Genomic DNA, 26,489 nt, shown 5'->3' with positions numbered 1-26,489 from the left:
CGGAAGGAAGTCCCATGGCGATGATGGGCGGCCCGGAGCCCCTCGGTCCCCGGCGTATGAGGTTCAACGACGAGTCCATCACCCGGCAGCAGATCAAGCCGGGCACGGTGCGCAGGATCGTCCCGTACGCGCTGCGGCATCGCGGCGCGCTGACGGCGATGCTGCTCGCGACCGGGGTGGACGCGCTGATCACGGCGTCCAGTCCGGTGCTGCTGAAGCTGATCATCGACGAGGGCATCATGCACAAGCGCCTGTCGTTGGTGGTGGGCCTGTCGCTGGCGCTGGTGGGTCTGGCGCTGGTGGACGCCGGGGCGATCTACTGTCAGGCCCTGTTCTCGGGCCGGATCGGCCACGGCCTCGTGTACACGCTGCGTACCCAGGTGTTCCGGCACGTGCAGCGGCAGCCGGTGGCGTTCTTCACCAGGACCCAGACGGGGTCCCTGGTCAGCCGGCTCAACACGGACATCATCGGGGCCCAGCAGGTGGTCTCCTCGGTGCTGTCCCAGTCGGTGTCCATCGTGCTGACGATGGCGCTGGTGGTGTCGGCGATGTTCTATCTGTCCTGGCAGATATCGGCGGTCGCGCTGCTGATGATCCCGATCTTCTTCCTGCCCGCGAAGGTGTTCGGCAAGCGGGTGCAGCGGCTGGTGCGGGCGGCGATGGAGCAGGACGCGGCCATGGGCACGATCATGAACGAGCGTTTCAACGTGGCCGGCGCGATGCTCTCGAAGCTCTACGGCCGTCCGGTGCAGGAGGCCGAGGCCTTCGACGGCCGGGCGTCGAAGGTGCGCGACCTGCGGGTCACGCAGGACGTCTACGGCCGGATGTTCTTCATCGCCACCACGCTCCTCACCGCCTGCACGACGGCCCTGGTGTACGGGCTGGGCGGCAGCCTGGTCATCGACGGGGTGCTGCAGATCGGCACCCTGGTGGCGCTGACGACGCTGCTGTTCCGGCTGTACGGTCCGATCAACCAGCTGACCAGCATCCAGCGCAACATCATCTCGGCGGTGGTCAGTTTCGACCGGGTCTTCGAGGTGATGGACCTCAAGCCGCTGCTGGAGGAGCGGGCGGACGCCCGGGCGCTGCCCGCGGCCGGCGAGGTGGCCCCGGACATCGAGTTCGACGGGGTGTCGTTCCGCTATCCGACGGCGGAGCAGGTGTCGCTCAGGTCGCTGGAGTCGCTGGAGCGGCGCGTGCCGGAGAAGGCGGACGACTCGTGGATCCTCGACGACGTGTCGTTCCGTGCGCCGGCGGGTCAGCTCACCGCTCTGGTGGGCCCGTCGGGCGCGGGCAAGAGCACGATCACCCACCTGGTGCCGCGGTTGTACGACGCGTTGGAGGGGGCGGTCCGGATCGGCGGGCAGGACGTGCGGGAGCTGACGTTCGCGTCGCTGCGCGAGCAGATCGGCGTGGTGACGCAGGACGCCCATCTCTTCCACGACACGATCCGCACGAACCTGCTGTACGCCGATCCGGACGCCACGGACGCCGAGTTGGAGGAGGCGTGCCGGGCGGCGCGGATCTGGGAGGTGATCGACGCGCTGCCGAACGGCCTCGACACCGTGGTCGGCGACCGGGGTTACCGGCTCTCGGGCGGCGAGAAGCAGCGCATCGCGCTGGCCCGGGTGCTGCTCAAGTCGCCGCCGATCGTGGTGCTCGACGAGGCCACGGCGCATCTGGACTCGGAGTCGGAGGCGGCGATCCAGCAGGCGCTGGCGAACGCGCTGAGCGGCCGTACCTCGCTGGTGATCGCGCACCGGCTGTCCACGATCCGGCACGCGGACCAGATCCTGGTCGTCGACGCGGGCCGGGTGCGGGAGCGGGGCACGCACGACTCGCTGCTGGCGGCGGGCGGGCTGTACGCGCAGCTGTACCACACGCAGTTCTCCCGGCAGGCGCCGAACGGTGCGGGCCGCCGGCTCGAAGTGCCGCTGCCGGACCCGTCCTGACCGGCCCGCGCCGCCTGTTCGCCCCCACGTTTCCCCCATTCCCCCACGCGCAGTTCCCCCCACGGTTCCCCCACAGGAGAGGTGATCGGATGTCCCTTGCGATCGAGGCGGACGGCCTCGGGAAACGGTACGGCCGGCGGTCGGCGCTGTCCGGTGTCGACCTGCGGATACCGGCAGGCCGGGTGGTGGGCCTGGTCGGTCCGAACGGCGCGGGCAAGTCGACGCTGCTCGGGCTGACCTGCGGCCTGGTCGAGCCGTCCGAGGGCCGGATCTCGGTGCTCGGCAGGCGGCCCGGCAGCGGCGCGGAGCAACTGGCGCGCGTCGGGTTCGTGGCCCAGGACACCCCGGTCTACGGGAACCTGACGGTCGCGGAGCATCTGCGGCTGGGCGCGAAGCTCAATCCGCGCTGGGACCAGGAGCTGGCCGAGGGCCGGATCCGGCAGATCGGGCTCGACCCCGGTCAGCGGGCGGGCCGGCTCTCCGGAGGGCAGCGGGCGCAGCTCGCGCTGACCGTCGCCGCGGCCAAGCGCCCCGAACTGCTCGTGTGCGACGAGCCGGTGGCCTCGCTCGATCCGCTGGCGCGCCGCGGGTTCCTGGAGAACCTGATGGAGTTCGTCGCCGATCTCGGTGTCGGGGTGGTCCTGTCCTCGCATCTGCTGGGCGACCTGGAGAAGGTCTGCGACTACCTGGTAGTGCTGGCCGACGGCCGGGTCAGACTGACCGGCGAGGCCGACGACCTGGTCGCGATGCACTACCGGTTGTCGGGGGGCCGTGAGGAGCTGGCGGAGCTGCCGGCGACGGCGGAGGTCATCAGGGCCGAGGGTTCGGGCGACGAGAGCTCGCTGATCGTCCGTTCGCCCGGCCCGGTGCCGTACGCGGTGCGGGCGGAGCACCTGGATCTGGAGGACATCATCCTCGCGTACCTGGAGCGGGCCGCGAGCCCTTCCGCCGTCTCGTCGCAGCCCTCGGAGGTCCGGCCATGACGTGGCTCACCTGGCGTCAGTTCCGTGCCCAGGCCCTGACCGCCGGGGCGGCGCTCGCCGCCTTCGCGGTGGTGCTGGTGGTGCTCGGCCTGGAACTGCGCGACCGGTACGACGAGGTGGTGGCCGGCTGTGCGGCCCGGCACAGCTGCGCGACCGCCCGGGACGCGTTCCTCGGGCAGTACGACACGCTGGTGTTCCTCGTGAGTGTGGTGCTGCTGGCGGTGCCCGTGGTCATCGGGATCTTCTGGGGCGCTCCGTTGGTCACCAGGGAGCTGGAGGCGGGGACGCATCGTCTGGTGTGGAGCCAGAGCGTGACGCGCACGCGCTGGCTTGCGGTGAAGCTGGCGGTGCCGGCGCTGGCCGCGGTGGTGTTCACGGGCGCCTTCAGCCTGCTGCTGACCTGGGCGGCCAGTCCGTACGACGAGGTGGACGGCAACCGTTTCGCCGCTCTGTCGTTCGGCTCGCGCAACATCACGCCGCCGGCGTACGCGGTGTTCGCGTTCGTGCTGGCCACGCTCGTCGGGCTGCTGGTGCGCCGTACCCTGCCGGCGATGGCCGTCGCCCTGGCCGTGCTGGTGGCGGTCCAGGTGGCGGTGCCTTTCCTCGTCCGCCCGCAGCTGCGGGAGCCGGTGACGACGACGGAGGCGCTCAGCGCGCAGACGGCCGGGAACGGGCGGGTCGATCTCGGCGGGAAGCAGGTGCAGATCCTGGACTTCGTGATCGCGGGGGCGTGGGTGCTGGACTCGGCTCACACCCTGCTCGACGCGGCGGGCAAGCCGGTGCGGACCGATCAGGTCAAGAGCTGTATGACCGGGGACCGGGCCCGGGACGTGGCCTGTCTGGCGGGGAAGAACCTGCATTTCGAGGTGACGTATCAGCCGGCCGGGCGCTACTGGTCTTTCCAGTGGACGGAGTTCGCCGGTTACGCGGTGGCCGCGGGCGCGCTGGCCGCGTTCGGGCTGGTCTGGATCCGCAGGCCGATCCTGTGAGCGGGGGCGCGGGCCCGGTCCCGTGACGTGTACGTCGCACGGCGGGCAGCGGGCGGCAGTGGACGGACTTCGGCGCCTGCCCCGGTCGGTGGACCGGGGCAGGCGCCGTGTCGTGTGCGCGGCACCGGGTTGCGGTGCTCAGCCGCAGGCCGCCTCCCCGCATGCGGTCTCGCGGTTCAGGGAGCGTTCCCGCTCCTCCAGTTCCTTCGCGAATCCCTGCCAGGTCTCGGCGTACTGCCGGGCCAGCTCGGCCACGAGGTCACCGCAGTGCGGCGGCACCACGGAGCTGAGTTCGGACCACTCGGCGGGGCCGATGGCGTTCTGCTGGAGCAGGCGGAGCAGGTGACGGCCGCCTTCCTTGTGCCGTAAGGACGGGTCCCGCATCAGCTTGTCGAGCAGTGGCCCCGGCAGGCGTCGCTGCCGGGGCACCCGCGACATCCGGGGGCCCGGGAGGTCCTGCACCGCGGAGGTGTCAGCCGGGTCCGGTTCCTGGTCGGACTCCGACCCGTCCTCGGGCCACTCCGCGGGGTGCGGTACGGGTGGCAGGGGGGCCGGTGGCAGACCGGAGTTGAGGCGTTTGCGTACGTCGCCGGCCGTCGCGGGTGAGATTCCGGCCAGTCGTGCCACCTCGCGCAGCGATGTCTCCGGCCGTTCGGCCAGTACCGCCGCGGCCCGTAACCGGCCCTCCAGGCTGTTGAGCGGGCGGACCCTGCCGTCCCGGCCGACGCGGGCGTCCACCTGTGGCAGTGCGTCGGCGGAACGGCGTCGGATGGCCGCGACGGTCTTGGCGCCGAGGCCCGCGGACCGGGCGATGGCGCGGTCCGACAGGTGCGGGTGGGTGATCATGATTTTCGTGGCGGCGGCTCGCCGGTCGGCCTGGGAGAGGGGGAAGCCGTGTGTCACGTTGGCTTCGACGGCTCGCAGGAAGGCGTCTTCCTCGGTTCCCTCGAAGAACTCGACCTCGATGTCCTGCCGGCCCCGCCACAGGGTGGCGAGAATCCGGTGCATCCCGTCGATCACGCGCATGGTGCGCCGGTCGACGAGGATGGGTGGGAACGGCGTGTCGACCTCGGCGAGTCTGGCGATGTGCTCCTTGTCCTGCCCTTCCGTGCGCGGCGACTCTCCGGGGCGCAGGGACGAGATCGGGACGGTTTCCGTGTTTTTGCTCCAGATATTCGATCGTGTCTGGGACCTGACTCTCTCTGTTCCGTCAGAATTGACAGCCCGGGGTTCACCGATGTTTTTCGGTGGCCCAGCAATCAATGGATCCATGTATCCCCCGTATGGTTTCCGTTGAACAGCTGTGACCCGTGTGGCGCTGATCGTCGACCGGGCCGGCTGCCGGAATACCGAGCCGCGGGACAGGGCGCTCCGGCCGGGACGGAAACCGCGTCCGCGGCCCCTGTGCGTGCTCGGCACTCGTGGCGCTGCGGGCCCTCTGCAAGAGACCAGTCCCCATCTTCATCAGTCGCCACGGCACTGTCGAGACTCTCGACCGTAGCTGACAAAAGGTCTAGACACCTGCCGTCCGGCCCGGTCCGCACCGGCGTCTCGACACTTACCAGGTCCGCAGCCGGGGACGCGGGAACACCCTCGCCGACCGGGCCGCCGCACGACAGGGTCGGGACCCGAACCTTCACAGCGCATTCTCATTCGGATAAGCGGATGCTCTAATTCCATGCATGGGGTGCCGGGCGCCGGGAGTGAATGTGGACATGCCGAGGACGCCCGGCAACCATGGATACAGGACCATGAACCGGAGTTTGTGGTTCAGCTGAGGACGGTGTCATCCACGGAAATCGACGGCACTTCGGACTTTCGTCCCGGCTTCGTTCCGCCTTCGTTCCGGCTCGCGTTCCCCACGGAAACCGACGAACCGAACGGGCGCCGTCCCCCTTCCCGGAAACGGACACACTCGCCATGAAGACCGCCCTGGTGATCGGCACCGGCCTGATGGGCACCTCCGTCGCTCTCGCCCTGCGCGCGCACGGCGCGACCGTGCACCTGCGGGACACGGACGCCGGCGCCGCGCGAACCGCCGCCTCCCTCGGCGCCGGCACCGTCGCACCGCCCGGGGAGCCGGTCGAGCTCGCGGTGCTCGCGGTGCCTCCCGCCCTGGTCGCCGGTGTGCTCAGCGACGTGCAAGGCGAAGGGGTGGCACGGCACTTCACCGACGTGGCCAGCGTCAAGGCCGGGCCCCGCATGGACGCGCTCGCCCTCGACTGCGACACCGTCCGCTATCTCGGCGGCCATCCGATGGCGGGCGGCGAGCGCAGCGGCCCGCTGGGCGCCCGGGCCGACCTCTTCGAGGGCTGCACCTGGGTCCTGACCCCCACCCCGGACACCGGCACCGACACCCTCAACACCGTGCTGGAGCTGGTCTCGGCGTGCCGGGCGGTGCCGGTGGTGATGGCGGCGGACGCCCACGACCGGGCCGTGGGCCTGGTGTCGCACCTCCCGCACGTGGTGGCCGGTCTGGTCGCGGACCTGCTGGCCCGGGCGGAGGAGCGCGAGGTGCGGCTCGCCGGGCCCGGGGTGCGCGACCTCACCCGGATCGCAGCCGCCGACCCGGAGCTGTGGGTGGACATCCTCGGCGCCAACTCGGCCGTCGTGGCCGACCTGTTGGAGACCCTGACGGAAGGCCTGGCGGACGCCGTCGCCGGACTGCGTGCCATGGCCGCGACGGACGAGGCCAAACGTGCCGACGGCACCCGGGCCGTGGCGGGGCTGCTGCGCCGGGGAGTGGCCGGCCGGGCCAGGATCGCCGGCAAGCACGGCGTGCACCCGGCGCCGTACGAGACCGTGACGGTCCGTATCGGCGACCAACCGGGCGAACTGGCAAGGCTGTTCACCGATGCCGGCCGGGCCGGGGTGAACATCGAGGACGTCTCTCTGGAGCACTCGGCGGTGCAGCCGACCGGCCTGGTGCGGCTGAGCGTCGCCCAGGGGGCAGGGGCCGGGCTGGAGGAGTCGCTGCGTGCCCGCGGCTGGCCGCCGCACTGACACCGCCGCACCGACCTGGCGCGAGGTCTTTCCACGCGGGAGCGAATTGCCGATTCCCGAGGAGTACGTACGTTCCGCACCGGTCGTGGAATTCCGCTGCGCACACCGGGAGCCGCGCCGCGGTTCGCGCCGCCCGGGCGGGAACGGCTGCCCGAGAGGCGTCGGGCCGGGTTCCGAGTTCGTGCGGGTAACGGCCGGACGGCACGGAACCGCGGCGGGCCGCGGAAAAGATCCGCAGGCTCCGGGCGGCACCGCCGAAGTCCCGCGAGCGCCATGGCCGGACCGGTCGGCCGACCCCCGCGGACCGGCGGGAACAGTCCCGTCCGGCCCCTCCTCCTTTTCCTCGCCGAGCGGTGTTCAACTGTGTTTCCGCCGCAGTTGAACACCGCTCGGCGCGTCTTGTTCCCCGAGCCGTATGCGGGCCATAGTGCTGCGCAGAGAACACGGAATCACCGGCTGGGAATTCTGTTCCTTCTTTGCGGGAGGTAGGCACCTTCATGCCCGACGAGCAGCTGTTTCTGCGGTCGAAAGCAATAATCGAGCCGCTGGTCGACCGTTTCTACGGCTGGTTTCACACGGTGGCTCCTGTGCAGGCCGCGATGAATCTGGCCTTTCTTCAGGTACCCATGCTCGAATCCTATTTGCAGTCGCCGCAGGTGCATGTCGCGGCGAGCAGCAATCCCGAGCTGCGCGGCGGATTCTTCGTCAACATCCCGGAGGAGGCCAGCTCCCAGGTCGCGGAACTCCTCGACGAGATCAAGCGCGAGCGGGCCGGCATGCTGCGGTTCGCCGAGGCGATCGCGGAGGGCCAGGAGCTGCTGCGGACCAACGCCACCGGATACGACCTGACGCCGCTGTACCCGAAGCTGCCGCCGGAGCTGGGCGGCCTCGTGGAGCTGGCGTACGACACCGACAACCAGGCGGCGCTGCGGTTCATCGAACCGCTCGTCTACCAGAGCCCGGTCTACATGGAGGACCGGCAGTCGGTACAGCTCTCGCTGGAGCCCGGAGTCGAGCGGCCGTTCATCCTCAGCACACCGAGGCTGCCGTCGCCCGACGTACTGGAGCTGAAGATCCCCTTCCGCCACCCCGGCCTGGAGGAGCTGTTCCGGACCCGGGTCCGCCCGACCACCCTCGGGCACCTGCGCGAGGCGCTGGGGCTGGACGACGCGCAGGCCGCGCAGCTGTCCGGGCTGCTCGCCCCCGAGCCGAGCCTGGCACCGGACCGGCACATCGAGGCCGGCGGCCGGATCCGCTACCTCGGCCACGCCTGCCTGCTGCTCCAGACCCCCGGCGGCGCGGTCCTCACCGACCCGTTCATCAGCGCCGACGGGGACGCGGACGACCGCTACACCCTGGACGACCTGCCGGACTTCATCGACCTGGTGCTGATCACCCACGGCCACCAGGACCACATCGTGCTGGAGACACTGCTGCAACTGCGCGGCCGGGTCGGCACGGTCGTGGTGCCCCGCTCCTCGCGCGGCAACCTGGAGGACCCCTCGATCGGCCTGTACCTCAAGCACCTCGGGTTCCCGGTGTTGGAGGCGGACGACTACGACGAGTTCCCCTTCCCGGGCGGCAAGGTGGTGGCCACGCCGTTCCTCGGCGAGCACTGCGACCTCGACATCCGCAGCAAGTCGACCTACTGGGTGGACCTGGCGGGCCGGTCCGCGTTCGTCGGCGCCGACTCCTCCGGCATCGACCCCGCGCTGTACCGCTATGTGCGCCGCCACCTGGGTACCGCCGACTACGCCTTCCTCGGCATGGAGTGCGACGGCGCCCCGCTCACCTGGCTGTACCAGGCGCTGCTCACCAAGCCGGTGACGAAGAAGATGAGCAGCTCCCGCAAGCTGTCCGGCTCCAACGCCGAGCAGGCGGCGGCGATCATGACGGAGCTGGGCGCCGGCGAGGCGTACGTGTACGCGATGGGCGAGGAGCCCTGGCTCGGACACGTCATGGCCACCACGTACAACGAGGACACCTACCAGATCAAGCAGATCGAGGAGTTCATGACCTGGTGCGCGGACCACGGCATCAAGTCGGGGCACCTGTACGGTCAGCAGGAATGGCGTTGGTGACGATGGCCGGGACGGACATCGCGTACATCGAGCTCTACACCAGCAACAAGAAGGCGGTCGTCGACTATCTCGTCACCGCCCTGGGCTTCGTACGGACCGCCGACACGGTGGCCGTCGACCGCAGTTCCGCGCTGCTGCGGCAGGGCTCCGTGCAACTGGTCGTCACGACCGGTCCCGCGACCTGGGGTTTCCTGGACGCGCACGGCGACGGCGTCGCGGACATCGCGTTCGCCTGCGACGACGTGCCCGGGGCGGTACGGGCCGCGGTGGCCGCCGGGGCCCGGCGGTCCGCCTCGGCGGCGGGCGCCCCGGTGGTCTCCGGCTTCGGCGGGGTCGCCCACACCCTGCTGCCCGCGGACGCGCCCGGCGACGGACTGCCGCCGGGCCACAGCTGGGTCGCCGTACCGGACGCGGTGCCGGACCCGGCCGGGCGCGCCCGGCACATCCGGCTCCTGGACCATGTCGCGGTCTGCGTCGAGGGCGGCACCCTGGACACCTACGCGGACTTCTACCGGGACGCCTTCGGGTTCTCCCGCTACTCCTCCGAGTACGTGGACGTCGGGGCGCACGCGATGGACTCGATCGTGGTGCGCGATGCCTCCGGCCGGGTCACGTTCACCTTCGTCGCCCCGGACCTGTCGAAGGGCACCGGCCAGCTCGACGCCTTCCTCGAACGCAACGGCGGCCCCGGCGTCCAGCATCTGGCCTTCCTGGTCGACGACCTCATCCCGGCCGTGGCGGACTTCCGCACGCGTGGCATCGAGTTCCTGTCGGTCCCGGACACCTACTACGACGCGTTGCTGGAGCGCCTGCCCGGACTGCGCGACGAGATCGACGAGTTGCGTTCCGCGCAGGTGCTGGCGGACCGCGACGAGTGGGGCCACCTGCTCCAGCTGTTCAGCCGCTCCCCCTACGAACGCAACACGCTCTTCTACGAGTTGATCCAGCGCCGCGGCTCCCGTGGGTTCGGCAGCGCCAACATCCGCGCGCTGTACGAGGCCGTGGAACGCGACCGGCTGGCCACCGAATGACGTCGCCGGCCGGCGAGCCGGGGCCGCTCACCCTGGCCGACTACGCGAGGCGGGCCCAGAGCCGGATGGCCCCGGGCGTATGGGACTTCGTCACCGGTGGCGCCGGGGACGAGCGGACGCTGGCCGCGAACACGGCGGCGTTCGACCGGGTGCGGCTGCGTCCGCGTGTGCTCACGGGCGCGGGCCGGCCGGGTCCCGGCACCCGGGTGCTCGGCCGGGAGTGGGCGGCGCCGGTCGGCGTCGCCCCGATGGGCTATCACACCCTGGTGCACCCGGACGGTGAGGTCGCCACCGCGGCGGCGGCCGGGGCGGCGGGCGTGCCGCTGGTCGTCAGCACCTTCGCGGGGCGCACCTTCGAGGACATCGCCGCCGCCGCGGGGGCACCGCTGTGGCTGCAGCTGTACTGCTTCCGCGACCGTGCCACGATGCGGGCCCTGATCGAGCGGGCCGAACGGGCCGGCGTGGAGGCTCTGGTGCTGACGGCGGACACCCCGCGTCTCGGCCGGCGCCTGCGGGACCTGCGCGGCGGCTTCCGGCTGCCGCCGGAGATCACGCCGGCCAACCTGTCCGGCACCGGCTTCGCCTCCCCCGCCGACCACGCCCGCGAGGCCTTCGACCCGGGGCCGGACTGGACGGTCCTGTCCTGGCTGCGGTCCGTCAGCGCGCTGCCGGTGCTGGTCAAGGGCGTGCTCACCGCCGAGGACACCACGCGGGCACTGGCCGCCGGCGCGGCCGGGGTCGTGGTCTCCAACCACGGCGGCCGGCAGCTCGACGGCGCGCCCGCCGCCCTGGAGGCACTGCCGGAGGTCGCCGCGGCGGCGGCCGGCCGGGTCCCCGTGCTCCTCGACGGCGGCGTGCGGCGCGGCGCGGACGTGCTCGCGGCGCTCGCGCTGGGCGCGGACGCGGTGCTCCTGGGCCGCCCGGTGCTGCACGGCCTGGCCGTGGCCGGCCGGGACGGTGTCGCGGACGTCCTGGGCATCGTGGCCGAGGAGTTGGGCGACGCGATGGCGCTGACCGGCCTGGCGTCCGTGTCCGACGCGGGGCCGGACCTGGTCGCCGGGGGCGCTTCCGCGTCCGTACGGCGCCCGCGGTGCTCCGTGGCCGCTCCCCCGGCCCCGGCCGCGGACGTCGTGCTGGCGCGGGAGCACCTGCACGCCAGTGTCCGCGATCCGCTGCTGGACACCATGAACTTCCTCAACGAGATCACGCACCGCTATCCGCGGGCCGTCTCCTTCGCCCCCGGGCGCCCCTACGACGGTTTCTTCGATCCGGAGAGCATCTTCGGGTACATCCGGCGTTACATGCAGCACCTGGAGAAGGCGGGCTGGTCGGCCGAGCGGATCCGTGACGCGCTGTTCCAGTACGGGCCGACCGGCGGTCAGATCCGTGAGCTGGTGGCCGAGTCGCTCCGTCTCGACGAGCGGATCGACGTGCCGCCCGAGGCGATCGTCGTGACCGTGGGCTGCCAGGAGGCGATGCTGCTCGCGCTGCGCGCGCTCATCGCCGGACCCGAGGACGTGCTGCTGGTGTCCAGCCCCTGCTACGTGGGCATCACGGGCGCGGCACGGCTCCTGGACATCGAGACGGTCGCGGTCGAGGAGGGACCGGACGGGTTCCGCTGTGCCGACCTGGCGACCGCGATCGGGGCGGTGCGCGCCCGCGGTCGCCGTCCACGGGCCTTCTACGTCGTCCCCGACCACTCCAACCCGTCCGGCGCCACCATGCCGGCGGCCGAGCGGCGCGAACTGCTGCGGCTGGCGGCCTGCGAGGACATCCTGATCCTGGAGGACAGCCCGTACCGGTTGGTCAGTCCGGGTCCGCAGCAGCCCACGCTCAAGGCGCTGGACCGGCAGCGGCGGGTCGTCCAGCTCGGCTCCTTCGCCAAGTCCCTCTTCCCCGGCGCCCGCGTCGGCTACGTGGTCGCGGACCAGCCCGTCGTCGACCGGGACGGCGGCACCGGGCTGCTGGCCGACGAACTGATCCGGATCAAGAGCATGGTGACGGTGAACACCTCGGCGCTGAGCCAGGCCGCGGTCGCCGGCATGCTGCTGTCCGCGGGCGGGGGCGCCGCCGCCCTCAACACCGAGACCGCGGCGCACTACGGCGCGGCCATGCGGGCCACGCTCCGGCAGCTCGACGTCTGTCTCCCGGAGCCGCGGCGCACCGCGCTCGGCGTGCGCTGGAACCGGCCGAGCGGCGGGTTCTTCCTGACCGTCACCGTGCCCTTCGCCGCCGACAACGCGGCGCTGACGCGGTCGGCCGAGGAGTTCGGCGTCATCTGGACGCCCATGTCCTACTTCTATCCGCAGGGCGGCGGGGAGCACGTGCTCCGGCTGTCCGTCAGTTATCTCACCCACGCCGACATCCGTGAGGGAATCGCGCGACTGGCGCGGTTCATCACGGCCACGGCCCGCACCTGAAAGGACGACGAGAGTGACCGACGTCGTACGCCGTCCGCGCAGCAAGCCCCGTATGTGGGGGTGGACCTACCGATGACCACCACGAGTACCCCGCCCGACGCCCGGCCGGCGCCCGCGGCGGTGGAGCCGCACGGCAAGCACACCCTGACACCGGCCCGGATCATCGGCGCCGGCACCGCCGTCGCCGGGAACGCGTACGGGCAGCGCGAACTGCTCGGCCTCTTCGGCATCACCGACCCCCGGACCCGGTCGGTCTTCCTCAACAGCGCCATCGAGCGGCGCTTTCTCACCCTGCCCCCGCGCGACGGCACCGGGGCCTTCGGCACCGAGCCCCAGGGGCAGTTGCTGGCCAAGCACAAACGGCTGGCCCTCGACATGGGCGCCAGGGCCGTACGGCGGTGCCTGGACGACGCCGGTCTCGCCCTCGCGGACATCGACCACCTGTGCTGCGTCACCACCACCGGGCTGCTCACGCCCGGGGTCAGCGCGCACCTGATGCGGGAGACCGGCATCAGGGCCGGCACCAGCCGCATGGACGTGGTGGGCATGGGGTGCAACGCCGGGCTCAACGCCCTCAACGCCGTGGCCGCCTGGGCCACCGCCCATCCCGGCCGGGTGGCGGTGCTGCTGTGCGTGGAGGCGTGCTCGGCCGCCTACGTCATGGACGGCTCGATGCGCACCTCCGTCGTCAACAGCCTCTTCGGTGACGGGGCCGCCGCCATCGCGCTGAGCGCCGACCCGCCGGACGCCGCGGGACCGCCGTCCGGCGGTCTGCCGGCCGTGCCCGGCGCCTCGGCGGGACCCCGGCTGCTGGGCTTCGCCAGCCACCTCATCGACAGCGCGATCGACGCGATGCGCTACGACTGGGACGACGACCAGCACAAGTTCAGCTTCTACCTGGACCCGGACATCCCCTACGTGGTCGGCGCGAACGCCGAGCAGGTGGTGGACCGCCTGCTCGCGGGCGAGGGGCTGCGGCGCAGTGACATCGGGCACTGGCTGGTGCACTCGGGCGGGAAGAAGGTCATCGACGCCGTCCGGGTCAACCTCGGACTCACCCGGCACGACCTGCGGCACACCAGCGGCGTGCTGCGCGACTACGGCAACCTGTCGAGCGGTTCCTTCCTGTTCTCCTACGAGCGGCTGGTGCGCGAAGGCGTCGTGCGGGCGGGCGACTTCGGGGTGCTGATGACGATGGGACCCGGCTCCACGATCGAGACGGCACTGGTCCAGTGGTGAGGAGAATCCGGTGAACGACTATCTGAGGGTGCACATCGACGGCGGCCGGCCACCGGGCGCCGACACCGTCGCGGCGGTGGGCGCCGTGTGCGACGCGGCCGAGGACGGCGGGGCCCGGGGCCCGGTCGTCCTCGAACTGACCGGCACGCCCGGCTCCGGGTGGGCGCAGGGGATGACGGTCGGCCTCGTCAGCAAGTGGGAGCGCGTGCTGCGCCGGCTGGAACGGCTGCCCGCGGTCACGGTCGCCGTCGCCGACGGGGCCTGCGGGGGCGTCGCCCTGGACGCGCTGCTCGCCACCGACCTGCGGGTGGCGACCCGCTCGCTGCGGCTGCGGCTGCCCGCCCTGGACGGCGTGACCTGGCCGGGCATGGCGCTGCACCGGCTGGTCCAGCAGACGCCCGGGATCGCGGCGATCCGCCGGGCGGCGCTGTTCGGCACCCCGATCGACGCGGCGGAGGCGCTGGCCCTGCACCTGGTCGACGAGGTGACGGACGACGTGGCGGGCGCGGCGGCGGTCGCGGCAGGCCTGGCGGCCGGTGTACCCGGCCCCGAACTGGCGATCCGCCGCCAACTGCTCCTCGACGCGGGGACCGTACCGTTCGAGGAGGCTCTCGGCGCCCATCTGGCGGCCTGCGACCGGGCGTTGCGGCTCGCCGCGGCGGAGCCGACCGCATGACGACCGCCCGGGACGGCTCCGGCCCTCGGGCGGGCGGGGCCGCACTCGCCGCGGACCGTGCGGCGCTGCGCGGGCGGGCCCGGTCGGATCCGGCGCACGCCGACGAACGCCGGTCGGTCCGGGCCGAGTTCCTCGCCGTGCACGCCGGGGCCGTGTACGCCGAGGCCACCGCCGGGTACACCCGTCGGCTGCGGCCGGCCGAGCTGGCCGAGGCGGCCGGGGCGGCCTTTCCCGGGCTGCTGCCGACACCGGCCGAGCTGGCCGCGGACCGGCGGCTGCCGCAGGCGCTGAAGGAGGGCCACGAGATCGACCTCGGTATCTTCTTCAGCGCCGTCCTGCATGCGCCGGCCGCGGGCGGCCACCTGCTGGAGACGATGCTCCGGCCCACGCCCCGCGCGCTGGCTCTGCTGCCCGCGTACACGGCGTCGGGCACGGCCGACCTCGGCTCGGTGCGCGTCGAGCGCCGCGACGGCGTGGCCAGGCTGACCCTGTGCCGTGACGACTGCCTGAACGCCGAGGACGAACGCCAGGTCGACGACATGGAGACCGCCGTCGACCTCGCCCTGCTCGACCCCGCGGTGGACGTGTGCCTGCTGCGCGGCGGTGTCATGACGCACCCGCGCTACCGGGGCAGACGGGTGTTCAGCGCGGGCATCAACCTCAAGTCCCTGCACGCCGGGGACATTTCGCTCATGGGTTTCCTGCTCCGCCGTGAGCTGGGCTACCTCCGCAAGATCTGGGGCGGTCTGCACCCGGACGGGGACGGCCACTGGCCGCCGGCGGTGCGGGCGAAACCGTGGGTGGCGGCCGTCGACGGGTTCGCGATCGGCGGGGGCATGCAACTGCTCCTCGTCCTCGACCACGTGCTGGCCGCGTCGGACGCGTATCTCAGCCTCCCGGCGGCGCAGGAGGGCATCGTGCCGGGCGCCGCCAACTTCCGCCTCACCCGGTTCACGGGACCCCGGCTGGCCCGCCAGATCATTCTGGAGGGCCGTACGATCCACGCCACCGACCCGGAGGCGCGCCTGCTCGTGGACGAGGTGCACCCGCCCGGGGACCTGGACCGGGCCGTCGAGGACGCCCTCGACCGGTTCCGCGGCCAGGCGGTCGCCGCGAACCGCAGGATGCTGAACGCCGCCGAGGAGGACCCGGACGCGCTCCGCCGCTACCTCGCGGACTTCGCCCTGGAGCAGGCCCGGCGCCTGTACAGCACGGACGTACTGGCCAAGGTCGGCCGCTTCTCCGACCGGCGCGCGGACGACAGGTCCGGCCGGCAGGTCTGAGCCGCGCGTGAACGCCCGGGCGGTACCGGATGGATCCGGTACCGCCCGGGCGTTCGTGTGCCGGGTCCGCCCCGTGTCTCACTCCGTGCGCAGCGCCCGGGCCGTCCCCGTACGCGCCGCCCAGCCGGCCGGCAGCAGGGCGCCGGCCGCCGCGATGACGACGCCGCCCAGGGCGAGCAGCGCCAGCAGTCCCGGACCGTAGACGTCGATGTCGGCGGCCGGGATCTCGGCGCCGGTCGACCGGCCCATCGCCGGCATGACGAAGTGGTGCAGCGCCACGCCCAGCGGTACGCCGACGGCACCGGCCACCAGCCCGGTCGCCGTCACGGAGACGAGCACCATGGTGACGGTCTGCCGGGGTGTCATCCCCAGCGCCTTGAACACCCCGAGGTCGTGGACGCGTTCGCGGGTGTCGAGCACCACCGTGTTGAGCACGCACAGGCAGGCCACCACCACGAGCATCGCCGTCAGCATCGCGATCAGCGACTGCATCACCACGATGACGGTCGAGGAGCGGTCGTCGTCGCTGCTCGTGGCCACCCCGCCGATGGTCTTCAGCCTGGCGTTGAGCCCGTCCACGTAGTCGCCCTTGTCCGTGCCCGCGGCGAGCCTGACCGTGAAGTGGTCGGGCTTCACGTCGGGCACGAGCTGTGTCACCGACGCGGCGTCGGTGCGCACCGCCATGCCCTGGTCACCGAGGTCGAAGATCTCGCCGACCAGCTTCAGGCGCGCGCTGTGCCCCTGGTCGGTCAGCGTCACGGTGTCCCCGATCTTCGCCCCCGTGGCCTGGAGGAAACGGGCGGGTGCCACCGCCTCGCCGGGTGCGGAGAACCAGCGCCCCGACAGCATCCGCTGCCCGCTGTTCGCGGCGTCGCCCCGGTAGACCACCAGGGGTGAGCCACCCTTGACACCTGCGACGCTGACCTGCGTCTTGGCGGTGCTGAAGTACGACCCGGTGCCGGACTGCGCCCGGATCGCGGCGGCCACCTCGGCGGGGTCGGCGGGCTTCACCTGGGTCTGCGGACCGGTCGCGGACCCGGGGTCACCGCGGCCCCCCTGGTCGTCGCGGGCGGTGGGACCGGCGTCCGCACGGGAGCCGTCCTCGGTACGGGAGCCCGTCCCGGACGCCGTGCCCTCGGCACCGCGGGTGGGCGCCTCGCGGTCGCCGGCGCCCTGGCGGGCCGGGGCGCCGGGCCGTCCCACGGTGCTGACCGTCACGTCACCGACCGAGTCCGGGTTGCCGTCCGTCTGGATGGCGAACAGCGAACTGCTGAGGCCCACCGCGAAGGTGACCGCCAGCGCCCCGAAACCGACGGCGGCGGCGGTGGTCGCCGCCCGCGCGGGACGCGCGAACGGAGTGGCGAGGCCGAGGCTGACCGGGCGCGGCACCGGCAGCCGGGTCAGCAGCCGCCGGACGGTGCGCCCCCGTCCCTCCCGGGGGGTACGGCCGACGTTGATCGCCTCCGTGGTCCGCAGCCGGGCGGCCCGCAGCGCCGGTCCCAGCGCGGCGAGGACCACCAGCGCCAGCGCCGCCAGGGGCACCAGGACGTCGATCCACAGCGGGATGAGCAGGGAGGTCGTGTCGTACGCGGTCTCGACCTCGTTCAGCATCGGCACGGCCAGCAGGTTGCCCACGACCACGCCCAGCAGGGCTCCTGCCGAGGCCGGGATCAGGGCCTGTGCGACGTAGGCCCGGCCCACCTGTGCCGGGGTGAAGCCGATGGCCTTCAGGATGCCGATGCGCCGGGTGGCCGCCGCGACCGCGCCGCTGACCACGATGGAGATGATGAGGACGGACATCGCCAGGCCGATGAGCGCGAACGCGGTCACGAACGGCACGAACGCCGAGACGTTGTCGTCCGCGATCTGCTTGACGTCGAGCCAGGACTGCGCGCCGCGCAGGGCCCCGGCGGGCAGTCCCGCGGAGACGGCCTTCTTCCCCGCGGCGACCTCCGCCCTGCTGTCGGCGTGGTCGAAGCGGTACAGCATCTGGTAGCCCAGGCCCGTGCCGGAGCCGGCCAGTTCGCGCAGCTGGGCCGGCAGCGTCCAGGCGTCGGCGCTCTCGCCGACGGACTCGGCGATGCCGGACACGGTCAGCTCCGTCTTGCCGCCCGGCCCGGTGACCTCCAGCCGGCTGCCCACCGTCACGCCCGGGGTGCGCGCACTGGTGTCCAGGACGATCTCGCCGGACTTCGCGGCCCACGTGCCCTCGACGAGCGTCACCTTGTCCACCGGCTGGTCCGCCTGCGCGCGGCCGACCACGGTCAGCGGCGGCGGGGTGATGCCCAGGGCCCCGCCCGTGGCGCTCTGCACCCGCAGCGAGGCCATGGGGAACGGACCGGCCGCGGCCGCCACGCCGTCGGCGTTCCCGGTCGCCGCCAGCTGCGCCTGCGAGACCTTCGTCCCGTCGAACTCCGCGCTGAGATGGGCTCCCTGCTGTTTGCCGAACGCCTGGTCGAAGGGGCCCTGGGAGGCGACGAGCAGCCCGGCGCCGAGCACCGAGGCGGCCACCGCGAGCAGGGTCGTCAGCACCATCACGACGGTCTGCACCCGGCGCCGCCCCACACCGGCGCGCACCACTCTGCCGAGCGCACCGCCCCCGCGGGCGCCCCGGGCAGGCCCCGTTCCGCGGGACGGGCCGCCGCCGTCGGGCGCGGGCACGGCCGAGCCGGGTTCTTCGAGTCGGGTGCCCGCCCGGCCCGACGGCCACGGGGCGCTCATCGGCTCACCCGCGGAAGACCGTGCGTCGTGTCCCGGGCGACCTGTCCGTCGACCAGTTCGACGGTGCGGGTGGCGCAGGCCTTGGCCAGCGCCAGGTCATGGGTGACCAGCACGATCGTCAGCCCGTCGTCGTTGAGCTCGCGCAGCAGCGTCTGTACGTCCGCCCCGGACGCCGAGTCGAGTGCGCCGGTGGGTTCGTCGGCCAGCAGCAGTGCCGGACTGTTCATCAGCGCCCTGGCCACCGCGACCCGCTGCCGTTCACCGCCGGAGAGCCGGCCGGGGTAGGCGTGCGCGTGGCGGGCGATGCCGAGCTGGCCGAGCAGTTCGTCGGCGCGGGCGGCGGCCTGGGCCCGGGGCATGCCCGCGAGCTGGGCCGGCAGCAGCACGTTGTCGGCGACGGTCAGGTCGTCCAGCAGGTTGAAGAACTGGAAGATCATGCCGATCCACGTCCTGCGGTACTTCGCGGATCCGGCCTCGTTCAGCTGGTCCACCCGCACCCCGGCGACGGTCACACTGCCCTCGGTGGGCCGGTCGAGGCCGGCGACGAGGTTCAGCAGCGTCGACTTGCCGCTGCCGGACGGGCCCAGCACGGCGACGGCCTCGCCCGGCCGCACGTCCAGCGACAGCCCGGAGAGCGCGGGCGGGCCCTCGTCGTACGCCTTGCTCACGTCGCGCAGCTCGATGAGCGGGTCGGTCAGGTCCCTCACGGCTCCTCCAGGGTTGCCGGGTCTCTTGTCGTACCGACGAAGCTAGGTGCGGGGGGTCCGGTGCCGCGTCCGCCGCTGTGCCGAAGATTCCTACCGTGTCCGGGGGAGGTCCGGCCGTCTCAACCCAGCGGCCTAGTCCACAGGCTGAGTCGTCCCCGCACGCAGACGGATCCCGGGCCGGCGCCCGGTTGACACAATGGCCCGGTGAATGGAGCCAGGCGGATCGTCCGATGGTGGCCGGCCCTCGTGCGGGGGCTGCGCGCAGGCGTCGTCCAGTCGTCCCGAGGGGGCAGGTGGTGGCGTTCCGCCGGTGCGCTTCCCCGGCACTCGCGCTGGATCTGGATCGCGGATCTGCTGATCGCCGCGGTACTCGCGGTGGGCACGGTCTCCGCCGATCTCGACCGCTCCACCTACGACAACCGGCCGCAGGTGCCGCGCGTCTCGGCATCGGCCTCCGACACAGGCACAGGAACAGGGACAGGGACGGGCACGGGCACCGACACGGGCTCCGGTGCGCCGTCCCGGCCGGACCTGTCCGGCGACCAGAACCCCGAGCCGCGGCAGGGGACCGAGCGGAAGCTGCCTCCCGCCCGGCCGTGGGAGCTGGCCCTGGGCGTGCTCTGCGCGGCACCGCTGGCACTGCGCCGGCGGTATCCGCTGGCCGCCTTCTGGGCCGTGCTGGCCGCGACCTGGGGCTTCCACCAGGGCGACATCACCGAGGACGCGCAGGTGTTCGCCTTCGCGAGCGCGCTGATCGCGGCGTACAGCGCGGCGATGTACAGCCCGTACCGCGCACCGGCACTGGCGAGCCTGGCGCTGGGCGGCACCGCGTTCGGTGTCCTGTCGCTGATGCCGGAGATAGACCGTGGCCTGATCCCGGTCCTGGTGCTGCTGCCGGTGGCGCTCGCCGCCAACGCGGTGCACGTGTGGCAGCAGCGGGGCCGCGCCCAGCAGGAGGCGACCCGGCAGGCCGTGGAGCGGGAACGCGCCCGCATCGCACGCGAGTTGCACGACGTCGTCACCCACAACGTCAGCATGATGACCATTCAGGCCGGTGCGGCGCGCAAGACCCTCGACGTCTCCCCCGACCAGGCCCGCGAGGCGCTCAAGGCCGTCGAGGCGGGCGGCCGGGCCGCGCTGGCGGAGCTGCGGCACGTCATGGGTCTGCTGACGATGGCCTCCGACGGACCGCAGCCGGCCGCGACCGCGGATCTGGCGCCCCAGCCGGGCCTCGGCCAGCTGGCCGAACTGACCGGGCGGGTGCGCGACACGGGCACCCGGGTCGAGGTGTCCGTCACCGGCACCCCGGCCGCGCTTCCCGCGGGGGTGGATCTCGCCGCGTACCGGGTGGTGCAGGAGGGGCTGACCAACGCCGTCAGACACGCCGCGGGTGCCACGGTCACCGTGCGCGTGGAGCACGCCCCGGGCGAGGTACGGGTGGCGGTCGAGGACACCGGCGGGCAGCGCGGCTCACGGATCGCGGGCAGCGGCCGTGGCCTGATCGGACTGCGCGAACGGCTCGCGGTCTACGGCGGTACGCTGTCCGCCGGCAGCCGCCCGCACGGAGGCTTCGCGGTCCTGGCGGTCATCCCGGTGGAGGTCGAGTGAGTACCGAGACGCAGCGCGCCGCCGACGGTGCGGGACCGCCCCGGGTGGTGATCGCCGACGACCAGGCGCTGGTCCGCACCGGCTTCCGGATGATCCTGGCCGCGGACGGCATCGAGGTCGTCGGCGAGGCGGCCGACGGCGACGAGGCCGTGGCCACCGTCCGGCGGACGCTCCCCGACGTCGTCCTGATGGACATCCGCATGCCGGGTACGGACGGCCTGGAGGCCACCCGCCGCATTCTCGGCCCGGAGGCGCCGCCCAGCCCGCCCCGGATCATCATCCTCACCACGTACGACCTCGACCAGTACGTCTACGGGGCGCTCGCCGTGGGCGCCAGCGGGTTCCTGCTCAAGGACGTCACCCCGGAGTACCTGGCCGCGGCCGTGCGCCTGGTCCGCTCCGGGGACGCGCTGCTCGCGCCGTCCATCACCCGCCGTCTGGTGGAGCGCTTCGCCCAGCCCGCGGGGCGTACCACCACGCTGCACCGCGACCTGTCCACGCTCACCCGCAGGGAGCTCGAGGTCCTGGAGTCCCTGGCCCGCGGCCTGACCAACGCGGAGCTGGCCGCCCGTCTGCACCTGAGCGAGGCGACGGTGAAGACCCACGTGACGCACGTCCTCGCCAAGCTCCAGCTCCGCGACCGCGCCCAGGCGGTCATCGCCGCGTACGAGACGGGGCTGGTCACACCGGGTTCCATGGACCTTCCGCCGTCGAACTGACCGACCGCCGCCCGGAGCCGGTGGGCGCTCCTCCGGTCGGGTCGCCTTCGGTGGTCGGTGCCGCCGGGCGCGCTGACGATCGCGCCCGGCGGCACCGTGGGGTGGATCAGGTGTTCCACACCTGGAACTCGGAGATCTGGCCGGCGGGCCAGCCGTCGTTCGCCGTGATGTTCACCCGGAAGTACCGCTGGGTGGTCGCGGCGAAGGTGAGGGTGACGGTGTTGGCGGTGGTGGGGTCGAAGGTGTATGTGGCCGACGGCTTGACGGTGGTGAAGGAGGAGCCGTCGGTGCTGCCCGACAGGGACAGCGTCTGGTTGCGGGCGCCCCACGTCGCGGGGAGCTGGAGGACGACGCGGCTCGCGCTCTGCGCGGAACCGAGGTCCACCTGCACCCACTGCGGGAAGGCGTTGCCGGCGCTCTCCCAGTAGGTGCCCTGGTTGCCGTCCGTCGCGTTCGACGACGGGTAGACGTCGGTGTGGCTGGACTCGGTGGTGGCCGCTCCGGCCGCCAGGTTCCTGCTGGCCGTGCCGGCGCCGGTGCCGGTCAGCGCGACCGTGGTCGTGCCGTTCGACGCGTTGCTGGCCATGCTCAGATCGCCGGTGCGGGTGCCGGACGCGGTGGGTGTGAAGGTGACGGCCACCGTGCAGGAGGCCCCGGCCGCGATCGACGTCCCGCAGGTGTTGGTCTGCGAGAAGTCGCCGGTGACGGTGACGCCGGAGACCGTCGCGGCGGCGGTTCCGGTGTTGGTCACCGTGACCGTCTGCGCGCTGCTCGCGGTGTTGAGGGCCTGGGTGGGATACGTCAGTGCCGCGGGGCTCGCCGACAGGGTCGCCGGGGAGGAGCCGCCGCCGCTGGGGAACACCTCGAACTCCGACAACTGGGCCGCGTTCCAGCCGGTGTTGGCGGTGATGTTCACCCGCACGTAGCGCGCCGTGGCGGCGCTGAACGTGATGGTCGCGGTGTTGCCGTTGGCGTTCGGGTCGAAGGTGTACCCGGCCGACGCCTTGATCGTGGAGAAGCTGGAGCCGTCCGTGGATCCCTGCACCGACAGCGTCTGGGTGCGGGCCGACCAGGCGGTCGCGGGCGGGAGCTTGAGCACCACCTTGCCGACGCCGTAGTTCTGGCCGAGGTCGACCTGGGCCCACTGCGGGAACGAACCGTTCGTGCCCTCCCAGTACGTCGAGGCGTCCGGGTCGGTGAGGTTGGAGGCGACGTACGGGCCGTTGCTCGAACTCGCCGTCGCCGGACGCCCGGCGGCGATGTCGGTGGTGCTGTCGATGCCGCTGCCGGACAGGGCGACGACGGTCGGGCTGTTGTTGGCGTTGCCGGTGACGGTCAGGTTGCCGGTGCGCGAGCCTCCCGTGGTGGGCCTGAAGCCGACGGTCACCGTGCAGGACGCGCCGACCGCGAGGGAGGAGCAGTTGTTGGTCTGGCTGAAGTCACCGGTCGCCGTGACGCCGGAGACGGTCGCCGAGGTGGTGCCCGAGTTGGTCACCTTCACCGTCTGGGTGGCGGCCGGGGAGCCGACCACCGTGGCGGCGAAGGCGAGGCTCGCCGGGTCGGTGTTCAGCACGGGCCCCGGCGCGGTGCCCGTGCCGGAGAGGGTGACGGTGTCGGTGACCCCGCCCGCGTTGACGGTCAGGGAGCCGCTCCGGCTGCCGGTGGCCGTCGGGGCGAACTTCACGCCGACGGTGCACGAGCCGTTCGCCGCGATCGACGAGCCGCAGGTGTTGGTCTGGGAGTAGTCGCCGCTGGTGGAGATCGACGAGACGGACGCGGCGGAGTTGGTCGGGTTGGAGACCGTCACGGTCTGCGCGTCGCTGGTCGAACCGGTGGGCACCGAACCGAAGTTGAGCGCACCCGGGGTGGCCGTGACGCCTTCGGACGGGTACGGCGGGTAGACCGGGGCCGGCCACCCTCCACAGTACGGGGTGCCGCTGATACCGGAGTTGCCGCCGCCGTCGGTCACCGTGAAGCTGCCGGCCGAGCAGCTGTACACCGGCGAGGTGTAACCGACGCCGGTCGCCGTGACGTTGGTGAACCTGGCCGCGCCGCCGGTCTGTTCCTGGAGCGCGAAGGTTCCGGTGCCGGCGATGGTCACGTTGGTGAGGTTGACCCCGCTGATGGTGCCCTCGACCCACTGGACCGCTTCGTAAGGGCTCTGCTGGATCAGCGCGTTGGTCACGTTGACGGGGCCGGTGATCGCGCCCTGGCTGCCGTCGAACCACAGCGCGCCCACGCCGAACTGCCAGTTCGGGTCGAGGCTGCCGTCCCGGACCATGGTGTTGTCGGAGAGGGTGGTGGTGCCGACCGGTGTCGACGAGAAGCGCTGCCCCACGTGGATGCCGCCGCCCTGGGTGATGCCGGAGTCCACCACCCGGTTGCCGCTGACGGTGTTGTCGTGACCGCCGTAGATCGCGATGCCGTTGGCGAGGATCTGCAGGGACACGGTGTTGTCGGAGACGGTGTCGTTGGCGTCGGCGCCGACGGCGGAGTCCGCCCAGGTGGCGATTCCGTCGTCGCCGGTGTTGCGGATGTCGCTGTTGGTCACCTTGGAGTTGGTGACGGCGCCGTGGAAGTTGATGCCGTCCGCGGTGGTGTCGCGGATGCGCATGCCGCTGAACGTCAGCCCGTCCATCGGCCCGTCCATCCAGGCGCCGACCTTCATGTGGTCGATCCACAGGTTGGCGACGGTCGAGTTGCTCATCGCGCCGCCGATGCCGTTGACCTGGGCGCTGTCGTCGCGCTCCTGCACGTTGCCGAAGATCGCGAAGTTCTGCAGGTGCACGCCGGTGCTGGCCGAGGGCGCGGAGTTGCCGTAGAAGCCGGGTGCCGTGCCGGTGACGGTCGAGTACCACATGCCGGCGCCGGCGACGGTGACGTTGTTGACGCTGATGTGGCCGGGGATGTCGTAGGTGCCCGGCGGGATCCACACCGTGCCGCCCGGTCCTGCCGCGCTGATCGCGGCGTTGAACGCGCCGGTCGCGTCGGTCGCTCCGGTCGGGTCGGCGCCCTTGCTGGTCACCGACACCGCTCCCGAGGGTGCGGTCAGGGCGGCGCCGACCTGCTCGAAGTCGGCGAAGTCGATCGTGTACGAGGAGGCGGTGTCCCCCGCGTCGACCTGGAGCTTGAAGGTCGTACCCGCCGGATAGGTGGTGGAGAAGAGCCGGTGGGCCTCGTCGTAGAAGTGGTGCGGGTTGCTGCCCGGGGTGTTGGTGAACGGGTAGCTGCCGTAGTACCAGCTGTAGGCGTTGGTCAGGGTGAAGTCGGGCTGCTTGACGCCGTTGACGTACAGGGACAGCGCGGCGGTGTAGACCGAGCCGCCCGAGGTGTCGGGGATGCTGTACCGGAAGTTGATCGAGTTGGTCGCCACCGGCGTGGTGAAGGTGACGTACTGGCCGGTGCCCTGGAGGGTCGTCGCCTTGCGGTACGACGCCTCGTCGGCCAGCTGGCCCTGGGTGTAGCTCGGCCCGATGTTCGTGCCGTTGGTGGCGGAGTTCTCCGCCTGCACCTCGACGTACGGCAGGCTCGCGCCGCTGCCGCCGGTGGCGGCGGTCGCCGCCGCGGCCGGCTGGACGGCCAGCGCGAAGACGCAGCCGACCGCCAGCATCGCGGTGCTGACCGCCCAGACGAGGGCTCGTCTCAGCTCTCTGACGGAATGGAACACGTACCACTCCTTTCATCGCGGAATGCCCGAACTGTTCCGCCGACACCGCCAGGGGCGGGAGGGGAGACGGAGGGTGGTGATGACGCACGGGGGACCGTAATGACGTCGACATCCTCGCGCAATAACCCGACAGAAGATTGCAACAATAAAAATTTGGCATGCAAGATCTCGTGAGACTCCTGCCAAGGTGGACAATGCGCAGCTCAGTGCCCTCGAACGCCCGGTGGTCACGAGGTGGTGCCCTGGGCGGCGGGAACAGCCTGCCCGGCCGGTGCTGTTGCACCGGCCGGGGGACCGGCACCGCACGGGTGGGGAGACGCAGACCAGAGAGGCGTCCGCGCCTGCGTGACCCGGTGCCCTCGGATCCGCGGCACATCCGGTGATCTGCTATTCAGGGACGCCTGCCCAGGCACCCGCCGCGGACTCGCGCCGAGACCTTGTCACACAGGAGGAAAGTTTCATGAACGACCGGCCCTTGACGCTGATGGCGGTACACGCCCACCCCGACGACGAGGCCACCGGCACCGGAGGCGTCCTCGCGCGGTACGCGGCGGAGGGCATGCGCACGGTCCTCGTGACCTGTACCGACGGCGGTTGCGGCGACGGGCCGGGAGGTGTCAAGCCGGGGGAGCCCGGCCACGACCCGGCGGCCGTCGCCTCGATGCGGCGCCGGGAACTGGAGGCGAGCTGCGAGATCCTGAAGATCAGCCACCTGGAGACGCTGGACTACGCGGACTCCGGAATGATGGGCTGGCCGGCGAACGACGCCCCCGGATCCTTCTGGCGGACACCCGTGGAGGAGGGCGCCGCCCGGCTCGCGGAGCTCCTGCGGCGCTACCGGCCCGATGTGGTCGTCACCTACGACGAGAACGGCTTCTACGGCCACCCCGACCACATCCAGGCCCACCGCATCACGATGGCGGCGCTGGCGATGACCGAGCCGACCCCGAAGGTGTACTGGACGACGGCTCCGCGTTCGATGATGCAGCGGTTCGGGGAGGCCATGCGCGAGTTCGGTGCGGACGTACCGGAGCCGGACCCCGAGGAGGCCGCCGCGATGGCGGAGATCGGACTCCCCGACGACGAGATCAGCACCTGGGTGGACACCACCGCGTTCGGCGGCCAGAAGTTCGACGCGCTGGCCGCGCACGCCAGCCAGGGCGAGAACATCTTCTTCCTCGGGATGGGCCGGGAGAAGTTCACCGAGCTGATGGGCGTGGAGACCTTCGTCCGGGTCCAGGACACCACCGGCGCGGCCCTCCCCGAGAACGACCTCTTCGCCGGACTGCGCTGACCCGCCCGCCCGCGGGTCCTTCGTGCCGCACCGGCCCCGCACCGGCCCCGGAGCGGCACGAAGGGCCAGGTCAGCGGTGCGGAAAGGGGTGGTAACCCCCCGGAGCGCCGGAGGCG

17 protein-coding genes are annotated in these 26,489 nt (G+C 72.2%); 13 read left to right on the top strand and 4 right to left on the bottom strand.

Features of this window, described 5'->3' with window-relative positions; genetic code table 11:
- Positions 1-14: 14 nt before the first annotated feature.
- From AB0D74_RS45570 to AB0D74_RS45560, 3 genes are all read left to right on the top strand, one after another.
- On the top strand, positions 15-1,952 hold the full coding sequence (locus tag AB0D74_RS45570) for an ABC transporter ATP-binding protein (RefSeq protein ID WP_362600739.1): 1,938 nt from the start codon (positions 15-17) through the stop codon (positions 1,950-1,952).
- Between the two features lie 89 nt (positions 1,953-2,041).
- Complete coding sequence (locus tag AB0D74_RS45565; RefSeq protein ID WP_362600737.1) at positions 2,042-2,935, top strand: ABC transporter ATP-binding protein; 894 nt, start codon at positions 2,042-2,044, stop codon at positions 2,933-2,935.
- Positions 2,932-3,924, top strand: coding sequence for a transporter (locus tag AB0D74_RS45560; RefSeq protein ID WP_362600735.1), 993 nt, complete (start codon positions 2,932-2,934; stop codon positions 3,922-3,924). The genes AB0D74_RS45565 and AB0D74_RS45560 overlap by 4 nt, the downstream gene beginning before the upstream one ends.
- Before the next feature lie 138 nt (positions 3,925-4,062).
- Here the strand turns inward: AB0D74_RS45560 and AB0D74_RS45555 are convergent, their stop codons facing one another.
- Complete coding sequence (locus tag AB0D74_RS45555) at positions 4,063-4,950, bottom strand: transcriptional regulator (protein ID WP_362600732.1); 888 nt, start codon at positions 4,948-4,950, stop codon at positions 4,063-4,065.
- 894 nt (positions 4,951-5,844) lie between these two features.
- Here AB0D74_RS45555 and AB0D74_RS45550 point away from each other — a divergent pair.
- The 7 genes from AB0D74_RS45550 to dpgC all read left to right on the top strand — a co-directional run bounded on the left by AB0D74_RS45550 (position 5,845) and on the right by dpgC (position 15,657).
- Complete coding sequence (locus AB0D74_RS45550) at positions 5,845-6,927, top strand: prephenate dehydrogenase (protein ID WP_362600729.1); 1,083 nt, start codon at positions 5,845-5,847, stop codon at positions 6,925-6,927.
- Positions 6,928-7,424: 497 nt separating this feature from the next.
- Positions 7,425-9,008, top strand: a complete 1,584-nt coding sequence (locus AB0D74_RS45545) for an MBL fold metallo-hydrolase (protein ID WP_362600726.1) — start codon at positions 7,425-7,427, stop codon at positions 9,006-9,008.
- On the top strand, positions 8,996-10,039 hold the full coding sequence (gene hppD, locus AB0D74_RS45540) for a 4-hydroxyphenylpyruvate dioxygenase (protein WP_362600723.1): 1,044 nt from the start codon (positions 8,996-8,998) through the stop codon (positions 10,037-10,039). Before AB0D74_RS45545 ends, hppD begins: the two co-directional genes overlap by 13 nt.
- Positions 10,036-12,459, top strand: coding sequence for an aminotransferase class I/II-fold pyridoxal phosphate-dependent enzyme (locus AB0D74_RS45535; protein ID WP_362600720.1), 2,424 nt, complete (start codon positions 10,036-10,038; stop codon positions 12,457-12,459). Before hppD ends, AB0D74_RS45535 begins: the two co-directional genes overlap by 4 nt.
- A gap of 72 nt (positions 12,460-12,531) precedes the next feature.
- Complete coding sequence (dpgA, locus tag AB0D74_RS45530; RefSeq protein ID WP_362600716.1) at positions 12,532-13,698, top strand: 3,5-dihydroxyphenylacetyl-CoA synthase DpgA; 1,167 nt, start codon at positions 12,532-12,534, stop codon at positions 13,696-13,698.
- A gap of 10 nt (positions 13,699-13,708) precedes the next feature.
- Positions 13,709-14,374: an enoyl-CoA-hydratase DpgB gene (gene dpgB / locus AB0D74_RS45525; protein WP_362600713.1), complete on the top strand. Its 666-nt coding sequence runs from the start codon at positions 13,709-13,711 to the stop codon at positions 14,372-14,374.
- Complete coding sequence (dpgC, locus tag AB0D74_RS45520; RefSeq protein WP_362600710.1) at positions 14,371-15,657, top strand: (3,5-dihydroxyphenyl)acetyl-CoA 1,2-dioxygenase DpgC; 1,287 nt, start codon at positions 14,371-14,373, stop codon at positions 15,655-15,657. The genes dpgB and dpgC overlap by 4 nt, the downstream gene beginning before the upstream one ends.
- Positions 15,658-15,735: 78 nt before the next feature.
- Here the strand turns inward: dpgC and AB0D74_RS45515 are convergent, their stop codons facing one another.
- Both AB0D74_RS45515 and AB0D74_RS45510 read right to left on the bottom strand, forming a co-directional pair.
- The gene (locus AB0D74_RS45515) at positions 15,736-18,378 is read right to left on the bottom strand and encodes an FtsX-like permease family protein (RefSeq protein WP_362600707.1); all 2,643 of its coding nucleotides are present in this window, start codon (positions 18,376-18,378) and stop codon (positions 15,736-15,738) included.
- Complete coding sequence (locus tag AB0D74_RS45510; protein WP_362600756.1) at positions 18,375-19,076, bottom strand: ABC transporter ATP-binding protein; 702 nt, start codon at positions 19,074-19,076, stop codon at positions 18,375-18,377. Before AB0D74_RS45510 ends, AB0D74_RS45515 begins: the two co-directional genes overlap by 4 nt.
- A 213-nt stretch (positions 19,077-19,289) precedes the next feature.
- Here AB0D74_RS45510 and AB0D74_RS45505 point away from each other — a divergent pair, with 213 nt between their 5' ends.
- Positions 19,290-20,693 (top strand): histidine kinase, encoded by a 1,404-nt coding sequence (locus tag AB0D74_RS45505; RefSeq protein ID WP_362600704.1) that lies wholly within the window; start codon positions 19,290-19,292, stop codon positions 20,691-20,693.
- Positions 20,690-21,412, top strand: coding sequence for a response regulator transcription factor (locus AB0D74_RS45500; RefSeq protein WP_362600701.1), 723 nt, complete (start codon positions 20,690-20,692; stop codon positions 21,410-21,412). Before AB0D74_RS45505 ends, AB0D74_RS45500 begins: the two co-directional genes overlap by 4 nt.
- 106 nt (positions 21,413-21,518) lie before the next feature.
- Here AB0D74_RS45500 and AB0D74_RS45495 read toward each other — a convergent pair whose 3' ends face one another.
- Positions 21,519-25,079 carry a choice-of-anchor D domain-containing protein gene (locus AB0D74_RS45495; protein WP_362600697.1) on the bottom strand — a complete coding sequence of 1,187 codons (3,561 nt, stop codon included), beginning with the start codon at positions 25,077-25,079 and terminating at the stop codon, positions 21,519-21,521.
- 460 nt (positions 25,080-25,539) lie between these two features.
- Between AB0D74_RS45495 and AB0D74_RS45490 the strand changes: the two genes are divergently transcribed.
- Positions 25,540-26,373, top strand: coding sequence for a PIG-L family deacetylase (locus AB0D74_RS45490; protein ID WP_362600694.1), 834 nt, complete (start codon positions 25,540-25,542; stop codon positions 26,371-26,373).
- Positions 26,374-26,489: the final 116 nt, after the last annotated feature.

The sequence above is a fragment of the Streptomyces sp. NPDC048278 genome (assembly GCF_040652195.1).
Lineage (GTDB): Bacteria > Actinomycetota > Actinomycetes > Streptomycetales > Streptomycetaceae > Streptomyces.
Note: the sequence above shows the minus strand (reverse complement) of the source record. Positions and strands in the feature narration are given on the sequence as shown.